The organism is Halalkalibaculum sp. DA3122, from assembly GCF_043951865.1.
Lineage (GTDB): Bacteria > Bacteroidota > Rhodothermia > Balneolales > Balneolaceae > JAMQKA01.
On sequence record NZ_JBINJF010000033.1, the window covers coordinates 1 to 18,715 of the forward strand.

The following is an 18,715-nucleotide window of genomic DNA, read 5'->3' on the forward strand; positions in this document are numbered from 1 at the left end:
GTGCTGTGCTAATGTCACTCAGTACCGTAATCGTGGCTATTAATGCCCGGTTCCTTAAAATCGAACGCTAAAAATGAGGTTATTATGAAACTTGTTAAAGCGTATATCCGATCAATACACGGCGCTCCGCAACGAAGGCTATTGTTGTATGGCTGTTTTCGAAGGCGAAGGAACGGGGCGGTACAGTAACCACCAGCAACATCACAATTGAACAGTAGTAATACCATGTTTTACGATCACCATCTTAGTAGGAATGCACTGGATCCGGCGGATCATTGTAGTTGGCCTTATTCTTTTGATAGTTTTCAATCTCATTCCATATCGACCCAATAACGATTTGGAGGAGGATGCCATGGAAATAGTAAAAAGAAGGTTTGCCCGTGACGAAATTGAACGGGAAGAATTTGAAGAAAGGAAAAAAATCTAACGAATGATTAACCATCAATAAAGTGACAAGCAGGGATACAACCCATACGAAAAGTCGATACCAATTTGTCGCCCCTTTGTATAACCTGATGGAGTGGCCGGTAGAGCAACTGTGGTACAAAAAGTGGCGACGGGTGCTATGGCAGAACATTCACGGGCCAAACGTTTTGGAAATTGGTGTGGGCACCGGTAAAAACATCCCGTACTATCCTGAAGATATTGAAATAACGGGAATCGACCTCTCTTCCGGCATGCTGAAACGCGCCAAAAAACTGCTGGCAGAAAAGCAAAAAGATCATGTTACCCTCAAAGAGATGGATGCTCAAAATATGGATTTTCCCGATAACCATTTTGACGATGCGGTTGCCACCTTTGTGTTTTGTTCCGTCCCCGATCCCATCCTGGGATTAAAAGAAGCCCTGCGCGTCACCCGGCCCGGCGGGCAGCTGCACCTGCTGGAACACATGAAGCCGGAACCGGAACAGTCCCTCCTGGCCGGCCTAATGGAGAAACTGGATGCACCCATCCACTACCTGAGTGGCGTTCATATCGCCCGGCAAACCGTAGCTAATGTTGAAAAGGCCGGCTGGAAAATAGAGCAAGTCCGGGATTTAACTGCCAAAGGGATCTTTAGACAGATTGAAGCCTCTAAACCACACTAACCCTCTAGCCAGCGACAGCCCCACCACGAATGTACTTCCTTCACCTTGTCCCTCACTTAAGACGCGAATTTTACCGTTATAAAGTTCTACAATGGCTTTGACCAATGGCAGCCCGAGGTACTGCTCCTGCACTTCTGATTCATTGGCCCGGCAGAACCGCTCAAACAGGTGCTTTTGGGCCTCCTCATCAAAACCGATCCCGGTGTCGCTCAGGCGGATAGCCTGGATTACCTCACCAGGAAGTTTATTCTTCAGCAAGGCAAAGAGAAAATGGCCGCGCAGACATAGTTTTGCACGTTGACAGGTAATTTTCCCTTTAACGCAGTTGAAGGGAAAATCTACCAGCGCTTTACCCCCTGTTAAATAAAAAGGTCGGTAACATATGAGGTAAGATACTGCCTGCCATTAGGGTACATGATTTGTGCATCATTATCGTGAGAAATACAGGCTAAGGGTTTAGAATCCTTGGAGAGATTACTGTTGAAAACTCGCAGCGTCGTATCATTGCCAGGGATATCGTAACTTTCCGCCCATTTATCAGTACAATACACTTCGTCTTCATCAGATTAAGAAAATATCGCTATGTATCTCCGAATCACCCGTCCTGTTGTCCTGCTGGCGCTGATGCTTTCCCTTTCAGATCCTGCTTATGCCCAAAAAACGATCAGCGGCACCATCACCGACGCATCCAGTGGAGAGTCGCTTCCCTCGGCCAATATCTCAATCGAAGATACCTATCGCGGTACCATCAGCAACCGCGACGGGCGCTACTCTCTTACCATTCCCGACTCGCTGCTGCCGGTAACAGTTGTGGTCCGCTATCTCGGGTATAACACCGATAAACGAACGATCGAGCGAAGCTCGAACAGCACCCAGGATTTTCGGCTTGAACCCTCCACCCTCCAGATGGAGGAGGTCGTGGTAACGGGAGAGGATCCCGCCATTGGCATCATGCGCAGGGTCATTGAACGTAAACAACAGTGGCGAAAACGACTGGATACCTACCGGGCCGAGGCCTATACCCGGCAGACCATTTCCAACGACACCGCCATCGTGATGATCTCGGAGTCTGTTTCGGAGGCGTTCTGGGACAAGGAACAGGGACACCGCGAGGTGCTTAAATCGCGACGACAGACCGCCAATATCGCAGCCAGTGACAACTTTGCGGGGGTCAGCTACTTTCCCAACCTGTATGACGACAACATCGAAATCGCCGGATTTCAACTCGTGGGTGTCACCCACCCGGATGCTCTTACATACTACGACTTCAGGCTCGAGGACTACCGCAATATCGACGACCGGGTGGTGTACGAAATATCTGTTTCGCCGGCCCGCAAACTCCAGCCCCTGTTCGAGGGCACCATCTACGTGCTCGACCGGGAATACGCCCTGCTGGAAGTGAGCCTGCAGCCGAATGACGTCGTGACCTTTCCACAGCCTGTCAGGGATTTCAACACTTTTTACGAGCAGCAGTTCAACAACTACGGAAAAGAGTTCTGGCTGCCGGCCGACATGCGAATCCGGGGCGACATCAAGATTTCGATGGTGGGCCTCGATTTCCCGACTATCAGGTTTCGCCAGGTCTCCCAGATATCAAATTACCAGGTGAACGTTCCGCTCCCCGATTCCCTTTACCGGAAGAAGGAGCAGATCACGGTCGATTCAACCTCTGCCGATACCGATTCGCTGTTTGTGAACGCTGTAAAATCGGTTCCCCTTTCAAGAGAAGAGGAAGAAGCCTACTCCAGCCTGGACAGCACCGCCACCCTGGAAAAATCGTTTAAACCCTCCGGCTTCCTGGCTCATTTTATTGATGAGGATGAAAACGGCAATGGAAACGGCGGACCGGGGTTTTTGGATCGAGTTCCGGGCAGTTTATCACCCGCTTTTCGCTACAACCGGGTGGACGAATTTTACGGCGGACTGAAATATGATATCGGTATAGCTGATCGGGTGGAGCTGAATGTTCGGGGCGGCTACAGCACCGGCTACCGGGCGTGGAGCTACGGAAGCGGACTCGAATATGAATTGGTGAATGCCAAGGGATTTGACCAGTCCATTGGGCTGGAATACCTAGCCGGCACCGTCCCCCAGCAGCAGTCGGCCATCTACGGGGCCTACTTTACCACGGTGACCAACCTGCTGGGTGAACGCGATTACTACAACTATTTTCGCAGCGAAGGATACCGGGTGTTTACCGGTCTGGAATTTCCGCGGGATCTATCGGCAGTTGTCGGCTTCAACAGTCAGGAACACTCCTCCCTGTCACAAAATACCAGCTACGATCTGCTGGGGCGGTCGCCCCGTCTGCAGCTGAATCCCGATGTGGAAGAGGGATCGCTGCGTTCGCTTGACCTCAGGGCGGGGTACAACCTGGACCAGGGATACAATTTTGGCGTCACGGGAATCGATAAAATTGCGTTTTCAGTTGAACTGTCGGATGATATGCTGGGCAGTGATTTTAACTTTGCGAGGTACACCGGTTCTGTGCAGTGGAGTTTTCCCACTTTCTATCAGCGCCGGTTCCTTTCCAACACGCTGGACCTCAACCTTGCAGCGGGCACGTTCAGTGGCAGGCTCCCCCTGCAGCGGCTGGGGCTGCTGGATGTTTCAATCGACCATTTCAGCCCGTTCGGCACGCTGAAGACCCGGCAGCAGACTCCCTATATGGGTGAGCAATACCTGATGCTTAATGCCGAGCACAACTTCCGGACCATTCCGTTTGAAGCGCTGGGACTACAAAAACCGGTCGACTGGAACTGGAGCCTTATTATCTTCGGCGGGGCCGGCAAAACCTGGATCTCCGACACCCGCAAACAGGCCATCCTGGACCGGACGGGATACCTGGTACCGGAAACCGGCGACCCACACCTTGAGGCCGGCATCTCCCTGAACGGCATTTTCGGGTTATTCAGGATCGACCTGGCCCGGCGACTGGATCAACCCGCCTACCTGTTGAATATAAGCGTGGCACGTATTTTCTAGTCTGCACGAAAGGGTTGCATCCGGCCTTCCGATGGTGCCCTATAATATGCATTAAAAAAGGCGAATCCCCGCGTCGGGGATTCGCCTTGAAGTTGATTACTCCGGATCAGCCGTTAGTTGGACGGAGTGTACTGGTAGGGGCTGATCGGGTGTGATTCTGCGCGACGATTCTTGCGGCAGCCTGGATCATCCGGACCGGCCTGCTCATAGCAGGGAACCGGTGCTTTACCCAGTCCACGAGAATCAATACGATCTTCGGAAACGCCGTTTTCAGTGTAGAAGTCGACCACGGAAACAGCACGTCGCTGGCTGAGGCGCAGGTTGTACTGGTCGCCCCCAATGTGGTCAGTATAAGCATCTATGCGAACACGGAAATTGGGCGCATCGAGCAGTTGCTGCACGTTCTCCGTAAGAATTGCAGCTGCCTGATCGTCAATATTCGATTTATCGAAATCAAAATTGATCGTGCCAAGGTCACCTTCTCTTATATAGGCGGGATCCTGGGCATCATTGGGATCGGTATCCATTTCAATTTCCTGCCCGTCGGTAAATCCGTCACCGTCGCTGTCAGGATTATTGGGATCCGTATCATAATCCATTACCTCTTCATAATCATTCAGGCCGTCCCCGTCGCTGTCAGCGTTGTTGGGATCGGTGCGATAGTCATTAACTTCCTGTCCATCCTCAAGTCCGTCACCATCGGTGTCGGCATTGTTGGGGTCCGTATCATAGGAATTTACTTCAGGTCCATCCTCAAGTCCGTCCCCATCCGTATCCGCGTTAAGTGGATCGGTATCATACTCGTTAACTTCATCCCCATCGGTTAAACCGTCCCCATCAGTGTCGGCGTTGTTGGGGTCGGTACCTAATTCAGCCTCTTCGGCGTCGGTTAATCCGTCACCATCGGTGTCTACTGGTTCTTGTACGGCGGGTTCACTCGAACCACAGCCATATTGAAGGGTGACCCCTCCCGCTAATAATATGGAAACAAGTAATATATTGAGAGCTCGTTTCATTGAATTTACTCCTGTTATTGTATGTTTATGATTTTGAAGAATGTATATTTGTGAAACTCATCTGTGAAGCGCCTTTTTTAAGAAGCCACTAAGCAATGAAAATAATGATACTGGGGAACTCAAACAAAATTTGATGAAATTATTAGCAAAGATATCTTATATCCCATATATTTGCATTTCCCAATTGGGGCTATAGCTCAGCTGGCTAGAGCGCTTGCATGGCATGCAAGAGGTCCGGGGTTCGAATCCCCGTAGCTCCACTTTTTAGTCGCATTTCTCAACATCGCTTCAGTCAACAGTTAAATATAAATTCCTGTTAGAATCAAAAGTTCCGGGAAATTATTACAAATTGGCTTAATTGTTATAAAATAGTTATTTAATTAAGGCGTAAAAGAATATTGTCAAGATATAAATCAACAAGGCGGATCGGGCTTACAATGAGGTTGTCATAACCATTTACAGGAGGCTTTTATGAACAACTGTATATCCATCTACAAACGACCCATACAGCTCTCTTTACTGGCATTCCTTCTTTTTTTGCTGGGTTTACCGGTGCATTCCGTGCGTGCGCAGAGCCCTGTTGAGCTGGACTTGACTTTGCAGCCGCAGCTTACCAGGGCCCAGGTTCTTGGCTTGTCCAACCTGGGAATAAATCGTTCGGGAGAAGGTGCTCCCCTGTTTAACCTTGTAGTGCGAAACAACACAAACCAGGAGCAGCGGGACCTTTATTTTGAAATTGAGATCGGCTCAGGCAGGGTCGGCACTATAGCAACTCTCTACCAGCGTTCGGACCGCCCTTTCCATCTGAATGCCGGTCAAGTGGTGGTGGCCAGCAATAACCAGCTGCAGAACGGGGTTCCCGGCGTTGAAGAAAGCATCCGATTTAGTGGGGGACTGACGGAGCAGGGAGAACAGTTCCTTAATGACCTGGGAGGAGCAACCACGCTCCCCGCAGATATCTATACGGTAACGCTGAGTCTGTACCAGGGAGACAACAGCCGCAGCGGAGGCGATCTGCTGGATACCATTGAGCAGAGTTTTGGAGAAAATATCTCCACCGATACCAGTATCGACCTTTACCTGGTGCAGCCCGGGGGAGTTGCGGGCTCGGGTGAGCAAATTACCACCACGCTGCCGGTATTTCGGTGGGACGGGCCAACCAATATTGATTACCGTCTCATAGTGGTTGAAGATAACGGGCAGAGCCCCGAAACGTTGATACAGTCCGCACTCGGTACCGAACCGATCCTGGCAAATGCGAGCTCTACCGGAGGCAGCCTGCTTGATTTTGAAATAATTGACGCCCGCCTGAACAATATCACCTTTTCCACCCCGCCTTCCGGAGTGCAGAACCTGGAAGACGGAACCAGGTATTACTGGCAGGTTTTCGCCAACCGCCAAACGGTGGAGGCGGCTGAAAATATCCCTTCCGAAATCTGGGAGTTTTCCGTCGCATCCAACCAAACCAGCACAACGGTCAATGTTACGGATGAAATGGAGAACTCGCTCAATCTCCTGCTGGGAGAACAGCTAAACCAGCTGAATGAGCAGGGATTTAACTTCAACTCCATTGTCATAGAGGGACAGACCTATCGCGGTGCCGCAGCTGTCCAGAAACTTCGGGAACTTGGCGGCAGGATTGAATCCGGGGAAATATCAATTATTGTTGAATAAATGGAATCATGACGTGGAATAAACTGACATCGATGTTGGGATGGCCGCTCGCAGCTTTTTTTATTGCCGGCCTGGCCTCGGCAGAAATGTATAACTATACCTCCGCCGACCGTCCCCTTGCATTTGTGCGCCGTTTCAAGCCGGAAGTCAATATTCTGCCCAAACAGATTGAGCCCCAAAAAGGGGAGCCGCTATACAGCGGGGACACCTTGCGAACCTACGAGGAAGGATATGCAGCCGTCCAGTTCATGGATAAAAGCTTCGCCAAAGTAAAGCCGAACTCTGAACTGACCGTGCGGGGAGAAGTCAACAACGACAAGAGCACCTCGGCACGCATTGCACTGGAGGCCGGCGAAATCTTTATGGAGGTTACCCAGCGATCTGACAACAATTTCGAAGTGGCCACCTCCAAGTCCGTAGCATCGGTCAAAGGCACAAACTTCGGAGTACGATCGGACAACTACGCCTGGGTGGAAGAGGGAATCGTGGAGTTTATGTCCACTGAAACCGGCCAGACTGTTTCCCTCACCGAACGCATGTACGGGCAGGTGAACGAGGACAACAGCATTACCACCGGGGAACTGACGGAAGATGAGTTGCAAAGTCTGAGGAGTGGTTACGACGAGCTGGATGGAGATACCGGCGCCCCCAAACAGATGAGATTGCGGTTTCGGGATGAAAACGGAGAAATCAGGGAGATACAAATTGAGTATTACGACAACAGTGATGAGAGTGGCACCGACAACGAAAACGAATAAAACGGTAGGTTAAGGCATACTTTTTGAACATAATGAATGGAAAAAGTAACATTAGACTGGCTTCTGCTTTCGGGGATAAGCAACCGGTGTTACTACTGGCATTACTGCTGCTGCCTTGGCAAATTTTGCTGGCCGGCGACAATCCACAAAGTAATTACCGCGTGCAGCACCAGGCCCCTGTGGTGGTAGAGCGGTCAGAACCGGTTACGCTGGCATTCGATATCCCCGGCCTCAATCAAAATAATGTGCAGGACGCCTTTCTGTTCTACAGGTACGACGGGGAGATATCGTATCGCCAGCAGCGCACCTCGTACGATCAATCCTCCTTTAAGACCCAGCTCACGGTTGATAATGAAAATGCCGGATCGCTGGAATACTACTTTGCAGTTGAGCTGACAAATGGACAGCAGGTGACCTATCCCACCCGTCAGCCGGGGGCAAGTCCCGTGCGCGTGGATATCGTGGATCGCGAACGGCAAACCGCGGAAATTGAGTATACTATCCTGTCACCGGAACCCGGGGCTTCACTGCCGGCGGAGGATCTGGTCATCGCCATCACCCTTTTCTATGACGAGAATGCGGTAGACACTACCCGGTCTGATTTTATCCTTTCCCTCGACAATGAAGATATCAGCGAGCAGGCCCGGGCCTCCAATTACTTTTTCTCCTATTCCGCGGAAGCGGGAGAAGTGGCGCCCGGTCCGCACCAGGTTAACCTGCAGCTTGCCACTCCGGAAGACACCCTTGAGGTTGCACGCTGGGATTTTGAAATCCTTGATCCCGACCGGGCCGTGGCCGCCCGCCAGTTTGTGGAAGAAGGCGGGGAGGAATCCACCTCACTGCTGAGAGAAGGGCAACTGGAAATGACTGCACAAAACCAGAAGACGGGAGGAGTAGACAACGATGTGCTGAAAGGCAATCTACGTCTTTCAGGGGAAGATGACCATATTCGCTATTCGGTATATGGCAAGCTCACCTCCCAGGAGTCGGCGCGCCTGCAGCCTCAAAACCGGTATGGCGCCGAATTGTATGTGGGCGACTGGCTCGAAGTTCAGGGCGGGCATATCTATCCTTCACTTAGCCGACTCAGCATTTCGGGGCGAAGGGTGCAGGGCATCAATATGGGACTACACGCTTTTAACGGAGCCGTTAATGCCCAGTTTCTGTATGGTAAAATGAACCGCAAAATTCCCAATATTTACAATACGGTACAGCCCAGTATTACAGAACAGTCGGACGGCACACCGGTCGATACCACCTACTCCCTGAGTTTCGCCAGTGGAGGTACCGGAACCTTTGAACGGGATATAACGGGAGGCAGAGTCAGCGTGGGGCGCGGGCAGACCTTTCAGTGGGGGCTTAATTTCCTGAAAGTGCGCGATGACACCTCTTCGCTGGCAACCATCCGGGACTTTAACAGCCTGATGAACAAGCGACCGGAGCTGGCCTCTTCGCTGGATGCGTCCCATCTGAACAAGCTGCAGGAGAGTCCGGATCTTTTGAACGTCTCGGGAAACCCCCAGCCCAAAGACAATGTTATTGCCGGCAGCGACCTGATGTTCAATATTTTTGACGACGCCCTCCGCTTTAACAGCGAAACTTCGGTCAGCCTCCTCAACGAAGATATCAGTTCCGGCGTACTCACCAACGACCAGGAGTTTGATATCAACCTGAGTGAAGATATCAGCAGCGAACTGGACCGATGGGCCTGGCTTATTATTATCAATGAAAATATGAATACGCTGCCGCTTCGTTTTCAGGTGGACGGAGATCAAACCACGGTTGAATCAGCTTACTTCCCGACCTCCATTCTGGCCAACCAGTCGGAGCTCAATTTCAACATGGGCGACAACAACCTCCGGGCACAGTATCGGTGGATCGGGCCCCACTACATTTCGCTGGCCAACTCCACCATTCGGCGAGACGTGGCGGGCATCACGCTTTCGGACCGGCTTCAGCTCTTTGAAAATCGCCTGTACGTAACCCTGGGATATGAAAGCCTTAGCGACAATGTGTCTGATACAAAAGAGGCCACCACCAACACCCAAACGGCTCGTACCAACCTGAGCTGGTTCCCGGTCGACCAGCAGCTCCCACGGGTAAGTGTCGGCTACATGTATCGAAACCGCGATAATTCCATAGCCCTTAACAACCCGTTTGTGGGGCAGACCGGGAGGCCCGAAAATATCGCGGTTCGCAATTTTGCCATCTCCGGGGGCGACACCGTTATTACGGCCAACCCGCGATTCTCCAATACCAACCAGGTAACCTCCTCTGTTTCCCAGCAATTCAGCTTGTTCGATATTTCGCACGATGCGAGCCTGAATGTTTCTTACCTGGAAACGGAGGACCGGTTCTTCAGGTACGCCGGAACCAAGAGCTCCTCTGTCAACCTCACTGTTCAGAGCCGCTTTTCTGCGCTTCCGCTCAACACAAAGCTGGGATTCAACCTGAACACCACCGAAACACTGGGGGGGCTCTCAAATGTGGAAGTACTGGGTTTTAATATTGGGGGGCAATTCGTTCTCATGGATGACAAGCTAAACCTCGATACCAACGTGGCATTGACACACAATAACGTGGAGTCGACCTCGCTGCAGATTTTCAACAACGGGACAAGCGATCCCCGGGATGACATATATCAGCCCGAGACGGATGATTCCGGCAACCGCATAATCCAGGAAACAAACACTAATCTTGTCATCCTGCGGGCCGGGGCACAGTATGAAATAAACTCGCACCACGCGCTTATGGTGAATCTCAGCTATACCAACATTTCGAACCAGCTGTCGAGCCTCAATCCCCCCGATGACCACTCGCTGCAGGCTCGGTATATCTATCGTTTCTAGTCATGGCCACATCAGGAAAAAAGGAAAAACGCAACTGGTGGATCCTCCCGTCCATCGTGCTCTTTACCTGTATCAGTGCCATTGTTATTTCCTACAGCAATCCTTTTCGGGTGATCGAATTAAAAGTCACCGATCAACTTTTTGAAATTCGTGGTCCCCTGGCCATGCCCGACTCCAACATCGTGCTGGTGGCGATCAGCCAGCAGGCGGATGAAGAGATCCCGTACAAATACCCCTGGCCCACCCGTCTCTATGGCAAGCTGGTCGAAAATCTGAACAAGGCCGGAGCCAGAGTGATCGGTATTGATGTTATCTTTGACAAGATCTCCTCCAAATCAAAAAACGACTCGCTTTTTGCTGAGCAACTCCGGAAGCATGAAAATGTGGTGCTGGCCGGCGACTACAAAATTCAAACCGACAGCAGAGGGGCGGGATCCGGTTCCACCGTTCAATCCATGCTTGAGCCCAACCCCATACTGCGAAACGCCAACCCAAATCCATATGGACTGGTTACGGTTTTCCGAGACGCTGACGATGCCGTACGGCGTTATCTCCTCTCCCGGACATACCGGGGAGAACGGCACCTGTCATTTGCACTGGAAGTCCTGAAACAGTACCACGACTGGGACAGCGTGGAAATTCACGAAACCCGCGACCGGTTCCGGTTCGGGCACTACCGGATTCCCAAGTACAGCCCCAATACCATGACCATCAACTACGTCGGAGCGCGCGGGGCCTTCCCCCAGTATTCTTTCGAGAGCGTCATTGACGACTCTACCATACTGCTCAATTCCGAGGATCCCGAGTTTCAGTTCAACTCCTTTTCCGATCCCGATTTCGGTCTTTTGGCCAACAAGGTCTTTAAAGATAAAATCGTGCTGGTCGGTGCAACAATGGAGGAGCTACACGACTTTCACGCCACCCCCTTTGCGGAGTCCGGCAACCGCCCCGGGTATGAAACCCATGCCAACGCCCTGCAAACGATACTGGGTGGTAACTACATCCGCCATGCCAAACAGTGGGTGAACCTGCTTCTGCTGCTTTTTTTCGCATCCGTCATCGTAGTGGCAACCCGGTATTTGGGTGCGTTTTGGGGATTCCTGTTCTTCCTTTTCCAAGTACTTTTTATCACCGGCCTTACCCTGGTAGAATTTCTTAATTTCAGCTATGTCATTGAGTATACGGGACCTGTGATCGCTACCCTTGTTGGCTATATAACCACCACCAGCTACGACTATCTCAAGGAACAACGGGAGAAGCAGCGTATCCGCGGCATGTTTTCCTCGTACGTCTCTCCCACACTGGTAGAGCAGATGATAGAGTCGGGTCAGGAACCCCAGCTCGGCGGAGACGAAGTATATATCACCGCCTTCTTCAGTGATATCCAGTCGTTTTCCGCCTTCTCCGAAAAGCTGGAACCTCACCAGCTGGTCGAGCTTATCAACGAATACCTTTCTGCCATGACCGACATCATAACAGACCAGGGGGGGACCCTCGACAAATATATCGGGGATGCAATTGTCGCTTTCTTTGGCGCGCCGGTTCCGGAAGAGGACCACGCCTACCGTGCCTGCGTTTCTTCTCAACTGATGCAGCTGCGCCTGACGGAACTGCGTGAAAAATGGAAAAGTGAGGGCGACAAGTGGCCCGAGATCGTGCATCACATGCGCAACCGGATCGGCCTGAATACCGGTACCATGCTGACCGGTAACATGGGATCCACGCGACGTTTCAACTACACCATGATGGGCGATAACGTCAACCTCGCAGCCCGGTGCGAAAGCGGGGCCAAATCGTATGGCGTATACACGATGGTTACCGGTGAAACCCGAAAAGAAGCCCTGAAACATGGGGATCGCTGCCATTTTCGTTATCTCGACCGTATTGTAGTCGTGGGACGCTCACAGCCGGTCAACGTTTATGAAATTACCGGCCTAAAAGATCACCTTCCCCAGTCCACTTTCGATTGCGTTGAACTTTTTGAGCGGGGCACCGAGGCCTACCTGCAACAAAACTGGGACCGCGCAATCAGCCTTTTCAAACAGTCTGCAGAACTGGAGCCGTATCAACCGGATGAGGATCCCTACATAAAAACCAATCCCTCTCTGGTCTACCTGGAGCGGTGCCGAAATATGGCTGAACATCCCCCCGGTGACTCCTGGGATGGGGTCTACGTGATGGAGTCTAAATAGGGCTTTCGCCAGACAGATGCTAACTCATATGTAACAGCGACTTGCAAGGCTGACGGGTTAATTAAGATGCGCGGCTTTCCGCCAACTCGTCAAATAAAAATTCTTCCGGCTGGATCATGGTATGACAACCCGTTTATACGATCAATCGTCCTCGAGATTCATAATTCTACATTCCTGATTTCCACCCGGTACCTTTTTGAGAATATCCTAAATATCAGGTACGTGGAAATAAATAATCCGCAAATCGATTTTGCATTCCACACCCAATAACCTGTATATTTGAATTTCGAGGGCAGGCCCTACGCAGCCAGCTCCCTCTGAACTCCGTCAGGACCGGAAGGTAGCAGCGGTAGGAGGTCGTAGCGGCGTGATGTAGGTCGTCTGTCCTCTCTTTTTTTTGCCCTGTTTTAGCATTGCTTACCCTGAAATTTCATTCGACCCCGTTTCTTCAACCATCCGGTTGACGTCATTTCGCTTTCTAAACGCGATCAATTTTCCAGCTGCTCCAGTATAATGTCAAGTACCTCCTCATTCGAATGCTCGTCCAGGTCGATCCATTTCACAAAATCCCAACGCTTGAACCAGGTAATCTGGCGCTTGGCGTAGCGGCGTGTTTGTGTTTTCATATCCCTGACCATCTCCTCCCGGGTCTTCTTTCCCTCCAGGTAGTCTATCGCATCGCGGTATCCCACGGAGTTGAGAGCCCGGGTATCGCGGGTATAGCCCCGCTCGAGCAGGCCGCTGACTTCATCCAGGAAACCTCGTTCAAACATTCGGTCCACCCGCTTGTTGATACGCTTGTACAAACGTTGGCGATCCCGTTTTAAGCCAAAGACATATGTATCTCCGGATATCTCAATTTCATCATCAGAATGAAAAGAGCTGAATGCTTTGCCAGTCTGCATCCACACGTCTAGCGCCCGCAGGATGCGCTGGGGATTCATTCCGTCCATCTTTTCGGCGTAGCGGGGGTCCACCTCCTCGAGCTGGGCATAGAGCGCCTCAACCCCTTCGTCCGCCAGGCGCTGCTCCAGCTCTTCAATATTCCCTTCGTCCGCTTCCGGTACGTCGTCAAACGGCTTGATCAACGACTGCACATGCAGGGTACTTCCCCCGACATACAGCACGTTTTTTCCTCGCTTTTCGATCTCCTGCTCCCACTGCATGGCACGCTCATAAAAATCAACGGCGCTGTCTTCTGTCTCCGGATCCAGGATCGATATATTGTAGTGCGGTACCTTCTCAAGCTCCCCTTCATCCGGTTTTGCGGTGCCGATATCCAGGTATCTGTAACATTGGCGTGAGTCGGCCGAAATGATTTCGGCATCGACCGCCTGAGCCAGCTTAAGAGAAAGAGCCGTTTTGCCAACAGCGGTGGGACCAATCAGTAAAATACGCACATGCAGGGGATTGATTATCTTTATTTTCAGCCGAAAATAACAGCTCTGAATACCGAGGTCAATATTTGGGTATTATATGGGCCGTGCTGGTTGCTAAGAGAGCAAGGATTTATTAGTATAAGGTATCTTTTTGGAGTGCATCTCAACGCCAAATATGTAGTGATTACCCTAATTTAGAAAAATTATTCTGATATGAAATTTAATGCTTCAAGCAGTGACCTTGTAAAAGCGCTTTCGGCGGTTTCTGGTGCTGTACCCAACAAAGCCACCCTCCCCATACTGGAAACGATTTTATTTGAAAGTGAAAATGGAAAACTGCGCCTGACAGCTACCGATCTTGAAATCTCCATTATTGAGTATATGGAGGCCGATATCGACGCAGACGGGGCCGTGGCGATTCCCGCCCGGCGGTTGATCGACACCTTGAGGCAGCTCCCCGATATTCCGGTCTCATTTGATGTGGATGAAAAATTCAATATCAAGTTCCGTACCGACAAGGGTACATACAAGCTGGTGGGCGAAGATCCCGATGAATTCCCCGAAGTGCCTAACCTGGATGAAGGCCAACAGCTTGACACCACCAAGGATCTGATGCTGGACTCCATCGACAAAACGCTTTTTGCCGTCTCCAATGACGACCTGCGACCGGCCATGATGGGCGTCTACTTTGATATCGGCCCCGAAGAATCGAAATTTGTGGCCACCGACGGCCACCGGCTGGTTCGTTTTGTGAAGTCGGAGCTCACCTCTGACCAGGAAGTACAGTTTATCGTCCCCGAGAAAGCTCTCAGCCTGGTACAAAAAGCCCTGCATGCAGAAGAGTGCGTGCTGACGGTTACCGAAGATCATGCCCGTTTTAAAAGCGGCAATACCATTGTTATTACGAGACTCATTAACGAACAATATCCCAACTACGAGTCTGTAATTCCGCGGGAAAATGACAAACAGCTGGTTATCAACAAGGAACAGATGCTGGCAACCGTCAAGCGGGTCTCCATCTTCTCCAGCTCTACGACCCGCCAGATTCGCCTTCAGCTGGATAAGGACAAACTCACCATCCGGGCCGAGGATATAGATATGAGCAGTGAGGCACGGGAAACCATCAGCTGTGACTATGATGACGACTCCATGGAGATCGGCTTCAACGCCAAGTACCTGGCCGACGTGCTGGGCAATGTGGATGGCGAAGAGGTCTATTTTGAATTTTCCACCCCAAACCGGGCCGGCATTGTAAAGCCGCTGGATGAGGAGGATGAAGAGGAGATGCTAATGCTTGTTATGCCGGTGATGCTTAACTCCTATGCGTAGTATTGTAACGCTGACAACCGACTTTGGACTGCAGGACTATTACGTGAGCGCAATGAAGGCGGTTATGCTGGATATTGCCCCTGACGTCCGCTTTGTAGACATTTCTCACGAAGTTCCCGACCAGGATATCATGGCCGGGTCGTGGGTCCTGCAAAATTCGGCTCCCCTGTTTCCCACCGGCTCTGTTCACCTTGTGGTTATCGACCCCGGTGTGGGAACCGACCGCAACCCCATTGCCCTGAAGGTGGATGACCAATACTATGTGGGGCCAGACAACGGTATCTTTTCCCTGCTCACGGAGGATAAAGAGTTCGAGGCGGTCCGTCTTACCAATGACACTTTTTGGCACGAGCAGCGCTCAAACACCTTTCACGGGCGCGATATTTTCGCGCCGGTTGCCGCCCACCTGAGTAACGGTGTTTCACTGGCCGACCTCGGCGAACCGCTGGAAGACCTGAAGACCTATCGCTGGGCCTCACCTATTGCAGACAAAGACGGTCTCCAGGGATGGATCATCCATATTGATAAATTCGGGAACCTGGTCACAAACCTCCACTATTCCCTGATCGAGGATGTAATTGGGAAGCAGTCAGTAAAGATCTACGTCGGAAATATGATTCTTGATGAGCTGGTCCCCACCTTTGGATCTGTCCCCGACGGTGAACCCGCTGCCTATATCGGCAGCTCCGGCATGCTGGAGGTCGGCATAAACAAGGGAGATGCCGCCGAAATGATGAGCGTAAAGAAGGGTGCCCAGATATCCCTGGTCTTGCAAAAGAATGACTGATGATGTAACACGTGGTCGCCACACCGCGTATCAGAGATTGTTCCAGGACCTGTTACTATTCTCTGCCGATTACCAATACCGAAATAGGTCGAAACAGAATACACGGAGACTGCTGACAGGTTCCAAATAAATCAACTGTTGAATGGAAATGTAACAAGACCCGTTATAATTTCAGGAGTTTTTGCAAAACCGTTTATTGGTCAAAATCGCCATTTCAACATGTGCAATCCATAATCAAATTATATGTCCCTAGAACTCCGTTCTCCCATACACGAACGAGCAGCTATCGAAGTTCCCGGCGAAGCAGCCCAGCTCGGGAAGTCGTTCAACGGTACCATCTGTTCCAGCAAAGGGGACGAGTATAAAATCCGGAATAATATTATTGACCTTTTGGGAGAAACGCCCCCCTCGATGTCCTGGGCCCAGAGCAGCAACCACTGGAAGGTGACGGCTGCTGCTTACGAGGATTTATGGCGGAAACGATCGCTCTCCCTGCTTACGGGGGAGGAGTTCCCAATCGAAAAAGAGCAGGAGCTGCTGATTGAGTGGCTCAATCCGCGGCCCGGCAATCTCTACCTGGATATCGGGTGTTCTACGGCATTGTATGCCCGGCTGGTTAAAAAAGCCCAGCCGGAATCCCGTGTTGTAGCCCTCGACTTTTCATCCCAGATGCTGGAGGAGGCCCGCCTGAAGGCCGAGGCAGACCAAACCGACCTGTACCTGCTTCGCGGAGACGCCCGCGAACTACCCTTTTTTGGAGCGACGTTCGACGGATTGATGATGGGAGGCACCCTCAACGAACTCACCGACCCGATGAAAGTTCTGTACGAGGCGCGGCGGGTTATCAGGAAGGAGGGCAGCTTTTTTATGATGCACCTTGTCAAATCGGATGCCTGGTATGTACGGCTGCTGCAGGACTCCGCGGAATTTGGTGGACTCAAATTCTGGACGGTCCCGGAGAGTAACGAGCTGTTTGAGCGCGCCGGGTTTTCAGTTGAGCAGCAACGCAACAGGGGAATTGTTTGCTTTACCAAACTACAGCCGGAATGATGTTTTTGACCTGTCTTTTCCCTTGTGGGCAACAATTTTTATGGTATCTAATAGTTTTGCAGGAACGTCTCGTACTCGGTTTCGACCTCCCAAAACTGCTTGCCGTAGATCTCAAAAAATACAGAGTCGAAATCCTGCCTTTGAGCTTCGCAGTAAAGCTGCCGGAATGCATTCAGCCCGTACTCCTGCACCAGGTATTTGGTAAATGAGCCGGCGGCCGGGTATGAATAGCGAGACTCAATGCCGCTCCACCCGGTGACCATCGCTTCAACGGCCGGAAGGGTGCCCGCCTCCATTCTCTTTTTACTGATGCTAAACAGATTCGTCGTACTGATAGCCGGGTCTCCCCAGTAGTCATCCAGCCACACTGCCAGGCCCTCGGCAAACACGGGTTCCGATACGGGACACCATTCATAAAAGACCACCAGGTGGCTCAGCTCATGGAGGGAAACGCCCGGAACGCCGATCGACTGTATCTCAGAATTGTAGATCACTTCAATGGTTCCGATTTCCGGATGAGCGATCCCGGTCCTGTCGGTCTCTCCCATATCTTGCCTGGAATCATATATATAGACCTTTAACATTCGAGTGAAGGAGATATCCAGCCGCTCGTTAATTTCACGGTAGGCCCGCTCCTGTTCCTGCTGGATCTTCTCAATTGCACGCTCTGCTTCACTGTTATCCCTTACATAAAAAATATAATGTTCGGATCGGTATGTATTCCAGTCGCCATTTTTTTCATCGGCAGAATCGAAAAGCCGGGTACATCCCGTGCCTGCAAATAGTAGCGTAATACAAATCAGGATCTTATATCTCATCAATCGTCCTCCAGCCTAAAACTTATGCCCAAACTGATACCCTGGTATGTTCGCCGTTGCTGCTCATTATACAGATACTCCAGGCGTTCACTCCAGTTGTACCGTAAATAAAATTTCCAGTTGACAGCCGGTCGGTACGCGATATTCATACTGATATCAGACATCCAGCCATTGGCCTTGTATTCAGCTTCGCTGTCAACTTGTTGTTTCACCTCCTGGCGTCCCCAAAAACCTCCATTGACCATATTGAGCCGTGCCGTTAGCGGGAATCCCGGTTGCCTGTATCGCAGAACAAGGTTTACTCCTCCGCCATACAGCAGGTGGTTATTCTCAACGGAGCTGTTGGCGCCGGCCTGCAGGTGGGTAATCTGATTCTGTACAAAAAGATAAGGACCAGATCCTAAGTCCAGGTGCAGATCGGCCACATTTCGAAAATGAAAATAGGTATACTCATAGTTGACCTGCAATGAAAGGAACCTGTCAGTAAATGACGAAATATCTGCAGGATAAAGCCGGGGATTGTTTTGCCGGTTGTAACTGAATGTAGCCAGATGGTAGGATCCCTGGTCCGCGTAGTAAAGAGAAAGTCCCGAACTAAAACCGTTGGCTGTTTGATAAACAGGAGCCCGCAGTCCAGTGGGAGTAACTTCCTGGTGCAGATACCCTCCATCCACGCTTAGCCAGGTCTTATAAACCTGGGCCTGAACCGGACCGCTGGTCAACAGCAACAACAGCATTAAACAGGAATATCGTACCATTCGACCCTTCATGCTTCTGACATTATATTACT

At 51.1% G+C, this 18,715-nt stretch carries 14 protein-coding genes, 1 tRNA gene and 1 other RNA gene; 11 read left to right on the top strand and 5 right to left on the bottom strand.

Going from position 1 to position 18,715, the window contains the following annotated elements; translation table 11 throughout:
* Positions 1 to 449: 449 nt before the first annotated feature.
* On the top strand, positions 450 to 1,088 hold the full coding sequence (locus ACG2F4_RS16550) for a class I SAM-dependent methyltransferase (protein WP_395262004.1): 639 nt from the start codon (positions 450 to 452) through the stop codon (positions 1,086 to 1,088).
* Here ACG2F4_RS16550 and ACG2F4_RS16555 read toward each other — a convergent pair.
* A complete protein-coding gene (locus tag ACG2F4_RS16555) occupies positions 1,038 to 1,346 on the bottom strand; it encodes an ATP-binding protein (protein WP_395262005.1) in 309 nt (102 codons plus the stop codon). The two genes, ACG2F4_RS16550 and ACG2F4_RS16555, sit on opposite strands and share 51 nt — an antisense overlap.
* A 324-nt stretch (positions 1,347 to 1,670) precedes the next feature.
* Between ACG2F4_RS16555 and ACG2F4_RS16560 the strand changes: the two genes are divergently transcribed.
* A complete protein-coding gene (locus ACG2F4_RS16560; protein ID WP_395262006.1) occupies positions 1,671 to 4,073 on the top strand; it encodes a DUF5686 family protein in 2,403 nt (800 codons plus the stop codon).
* A 113-nt stretch (positions 4,074 to 4,186) separates the two neighbouring features.
* Here the strand turns inward: ACG2F4_RS16560 and ACG2F4_RS16565 are convergent, their stop codons facing one another.
* On the bottom strand, positions 4,187 to 5,089 hold the full coding sequence (locus tag ACG2F4_RS16565) for an OmpA family protein (RefSeq protein ID WP_395262007.1): 903 nt from the start codon (positions 5,087 to 5,089) through the stop codon (positions 4,187 to 4,189).
* 186 nt (positions 5,090 to 5,275) lie between these two features.
* Between ACG2F4_RS16565 and ACG2F4_RS16570 the strand changes: the two genes are divergently transcribed.
* From ACG2F4_RS16570 to ffs, 6 genes are all read left to right on the top strand, one after another.
* Positions 5,276 to 5,349: transfer RNA gene (locus ACG2F4_RS16570), tRNA-Ala, on the top strand.
* 211 nt (positions 5,350 to 5,560) lie between these two features.
* Complete coding sequence (locus tag ACG2F4_RS16575) at positions 5,561 to 6,763, top strand: hypothetical protein (RefSeq protein ID WP_395262008.1); 1,203 nt, start codon at positions 5,561 to 5,563, stop codon at positions 6,761 to 6,763.
* An 8-nt stretch (positions 6,764 to 6,771) separates the two neighbouring features.
* Positions 6,772 to 7,521 (top strand): FecR domain-containing protein, encoded by a 750-nt coding sequence (locus ACG2F4_RS16580; protein WP_395262009.1) that lies wholly within the window; start codon positions 6,772 to 6,774, stop codon positions 7,519 to 7,521.
* A gap of 32 nt (positions 7,522 to 7,553) precedes the next feature.
* On the top strand, positions 7,554 to 10,370 hold the full coding sequence (locus tag ACG2F4_RS16585) for a hypothetical protein (protein ID WP_395262010.1): 2,817 nt from the start codon (positions 7,554 to 7,556) through the stop codon (positions 10,368 to 10,370).
* Between the two features lie 2 nt (positions 10,371 to 10,372).
* Positions 10,373 to 12,562, top strand: coding sequence for a CHASE2 domain-containing protein (locus ACG2F4_RS16590; RefSeq protein ID WP_395262011.1), 2,190 nt, complete (start codon positions 10,373 to 10,375; stop codon positions 12,560 to 12,562).
* A gap of 290 nt (positions 12,563 to 12,852) precedes the next feature.
* An RNA gene (gene ffs, locus ACG2F4_RS16595) (signal recognition particle sRNA small type) lies at positions 12,853 to 12,952 on the top strand.
* 98 nt (positions 12,953 to 13,050) lie between these two features.
* Here ffs and miaA read toward each other — a convergent pair.
* Positions 13,051 to 13,962 carry a tRNA (adenosine(37)-N6)-dimethylallyltransferase MiaA gene (gene miaA / locus ACG2F4_RS16600; protein ID WP_395262012.1) on the bottom strand — a complete coding sequence of 304 codons (912 nt, stop codon included), beginning with the start codon at positions 13,960 to 13,962 and terminating at the stop codon, positions 13,051 to 13,053.
* Positions 13,963 to 14,154: 192 nt separating this feature from the next.
* On the opposite strand from miaA, the gene dnaN reads away from it, so the two are divergent.
* The 3 genes from dnaN (at position 14,155) to ACG2F4_RS16615 (ending at position 17,107) form a co-directional block, all read left to right on the top strand.
* Positions 14,155 to 15,270, top strand: coding sequence for a DNA polymerase III subunit beta (gene dnaN / locus ACG2F4_RS16605; protein ID WP_395262013.1), 1,116 nt, complete (start codon positions 14,155 to 14,157; stop codon positions 15,268 to 15,270).
* The gene (locus ACG2F4_RS16610; RefSeq protein WP_395262014.1) at positions 15,263 to 16,057 is read left to right on the top strand and encodes an S-adenosyl-l-methionine hydroxide adenosyltransferase family protein; all 795 of its coding nucleotides are present in this window, start codon (positions 15,263 to 15,265) and stop codon (positions 16,055 to 16,057) included. Before dnaN ends, ACG2F4_RS16610 begins: the two co-directional genes overlap by 8 nt.
* A gap of 243 nt (positions 16,058 to 16,300) precedes the next feature.
* Entirely contained in the window at positions 16,301 to 17,107 is an 807-nt protein-coding gene (locus tag ACG2F4_RS16615; RefSeq protein ID WP_395262015.1) for a class I SAM-dependent methyltransferase, read from the top strand.
* Between the two features lie 47 nt (positions 17,108 to 17,154).
* On the opposite strand, the gene ACG2F4_RS16620 is transcribed toward ACG2F4_RS16615, so the two are convergent.
* Together ACG2F4_RS16620 and ACG2F4_RS16625 are read right to left on the bottom strand one after the other, a co-directional pair.
* Positions 17,155 to 17,925: a hypothetical protein gene (locus ACG2F4_RS16620; protein ID WP_395262016.1), complete on the bottom strand. Its 771-nt coding sequence runs from the start codon at positions 17,923 to 17,925 to the stop codon at positions 17,155 to 17,157.
* Positions 17,925 to 18,683, bottom strand: a complete 759-nt coding sequence (locus ACG2F4_RS16625; RefSeq protein ID WP_395262017.1) for a hypothetical protein — start codon at positions 18,681 to 18,683, stop codon at positions 17,925 to 17,927. Before ACG2F4_RS16625 ends, ACG2F4_RS16620 begins: the two co-directional genes overlap by 1 nt.
* Positions 18,684 to 18,715 lie beyond the last annotated feature (32 nt).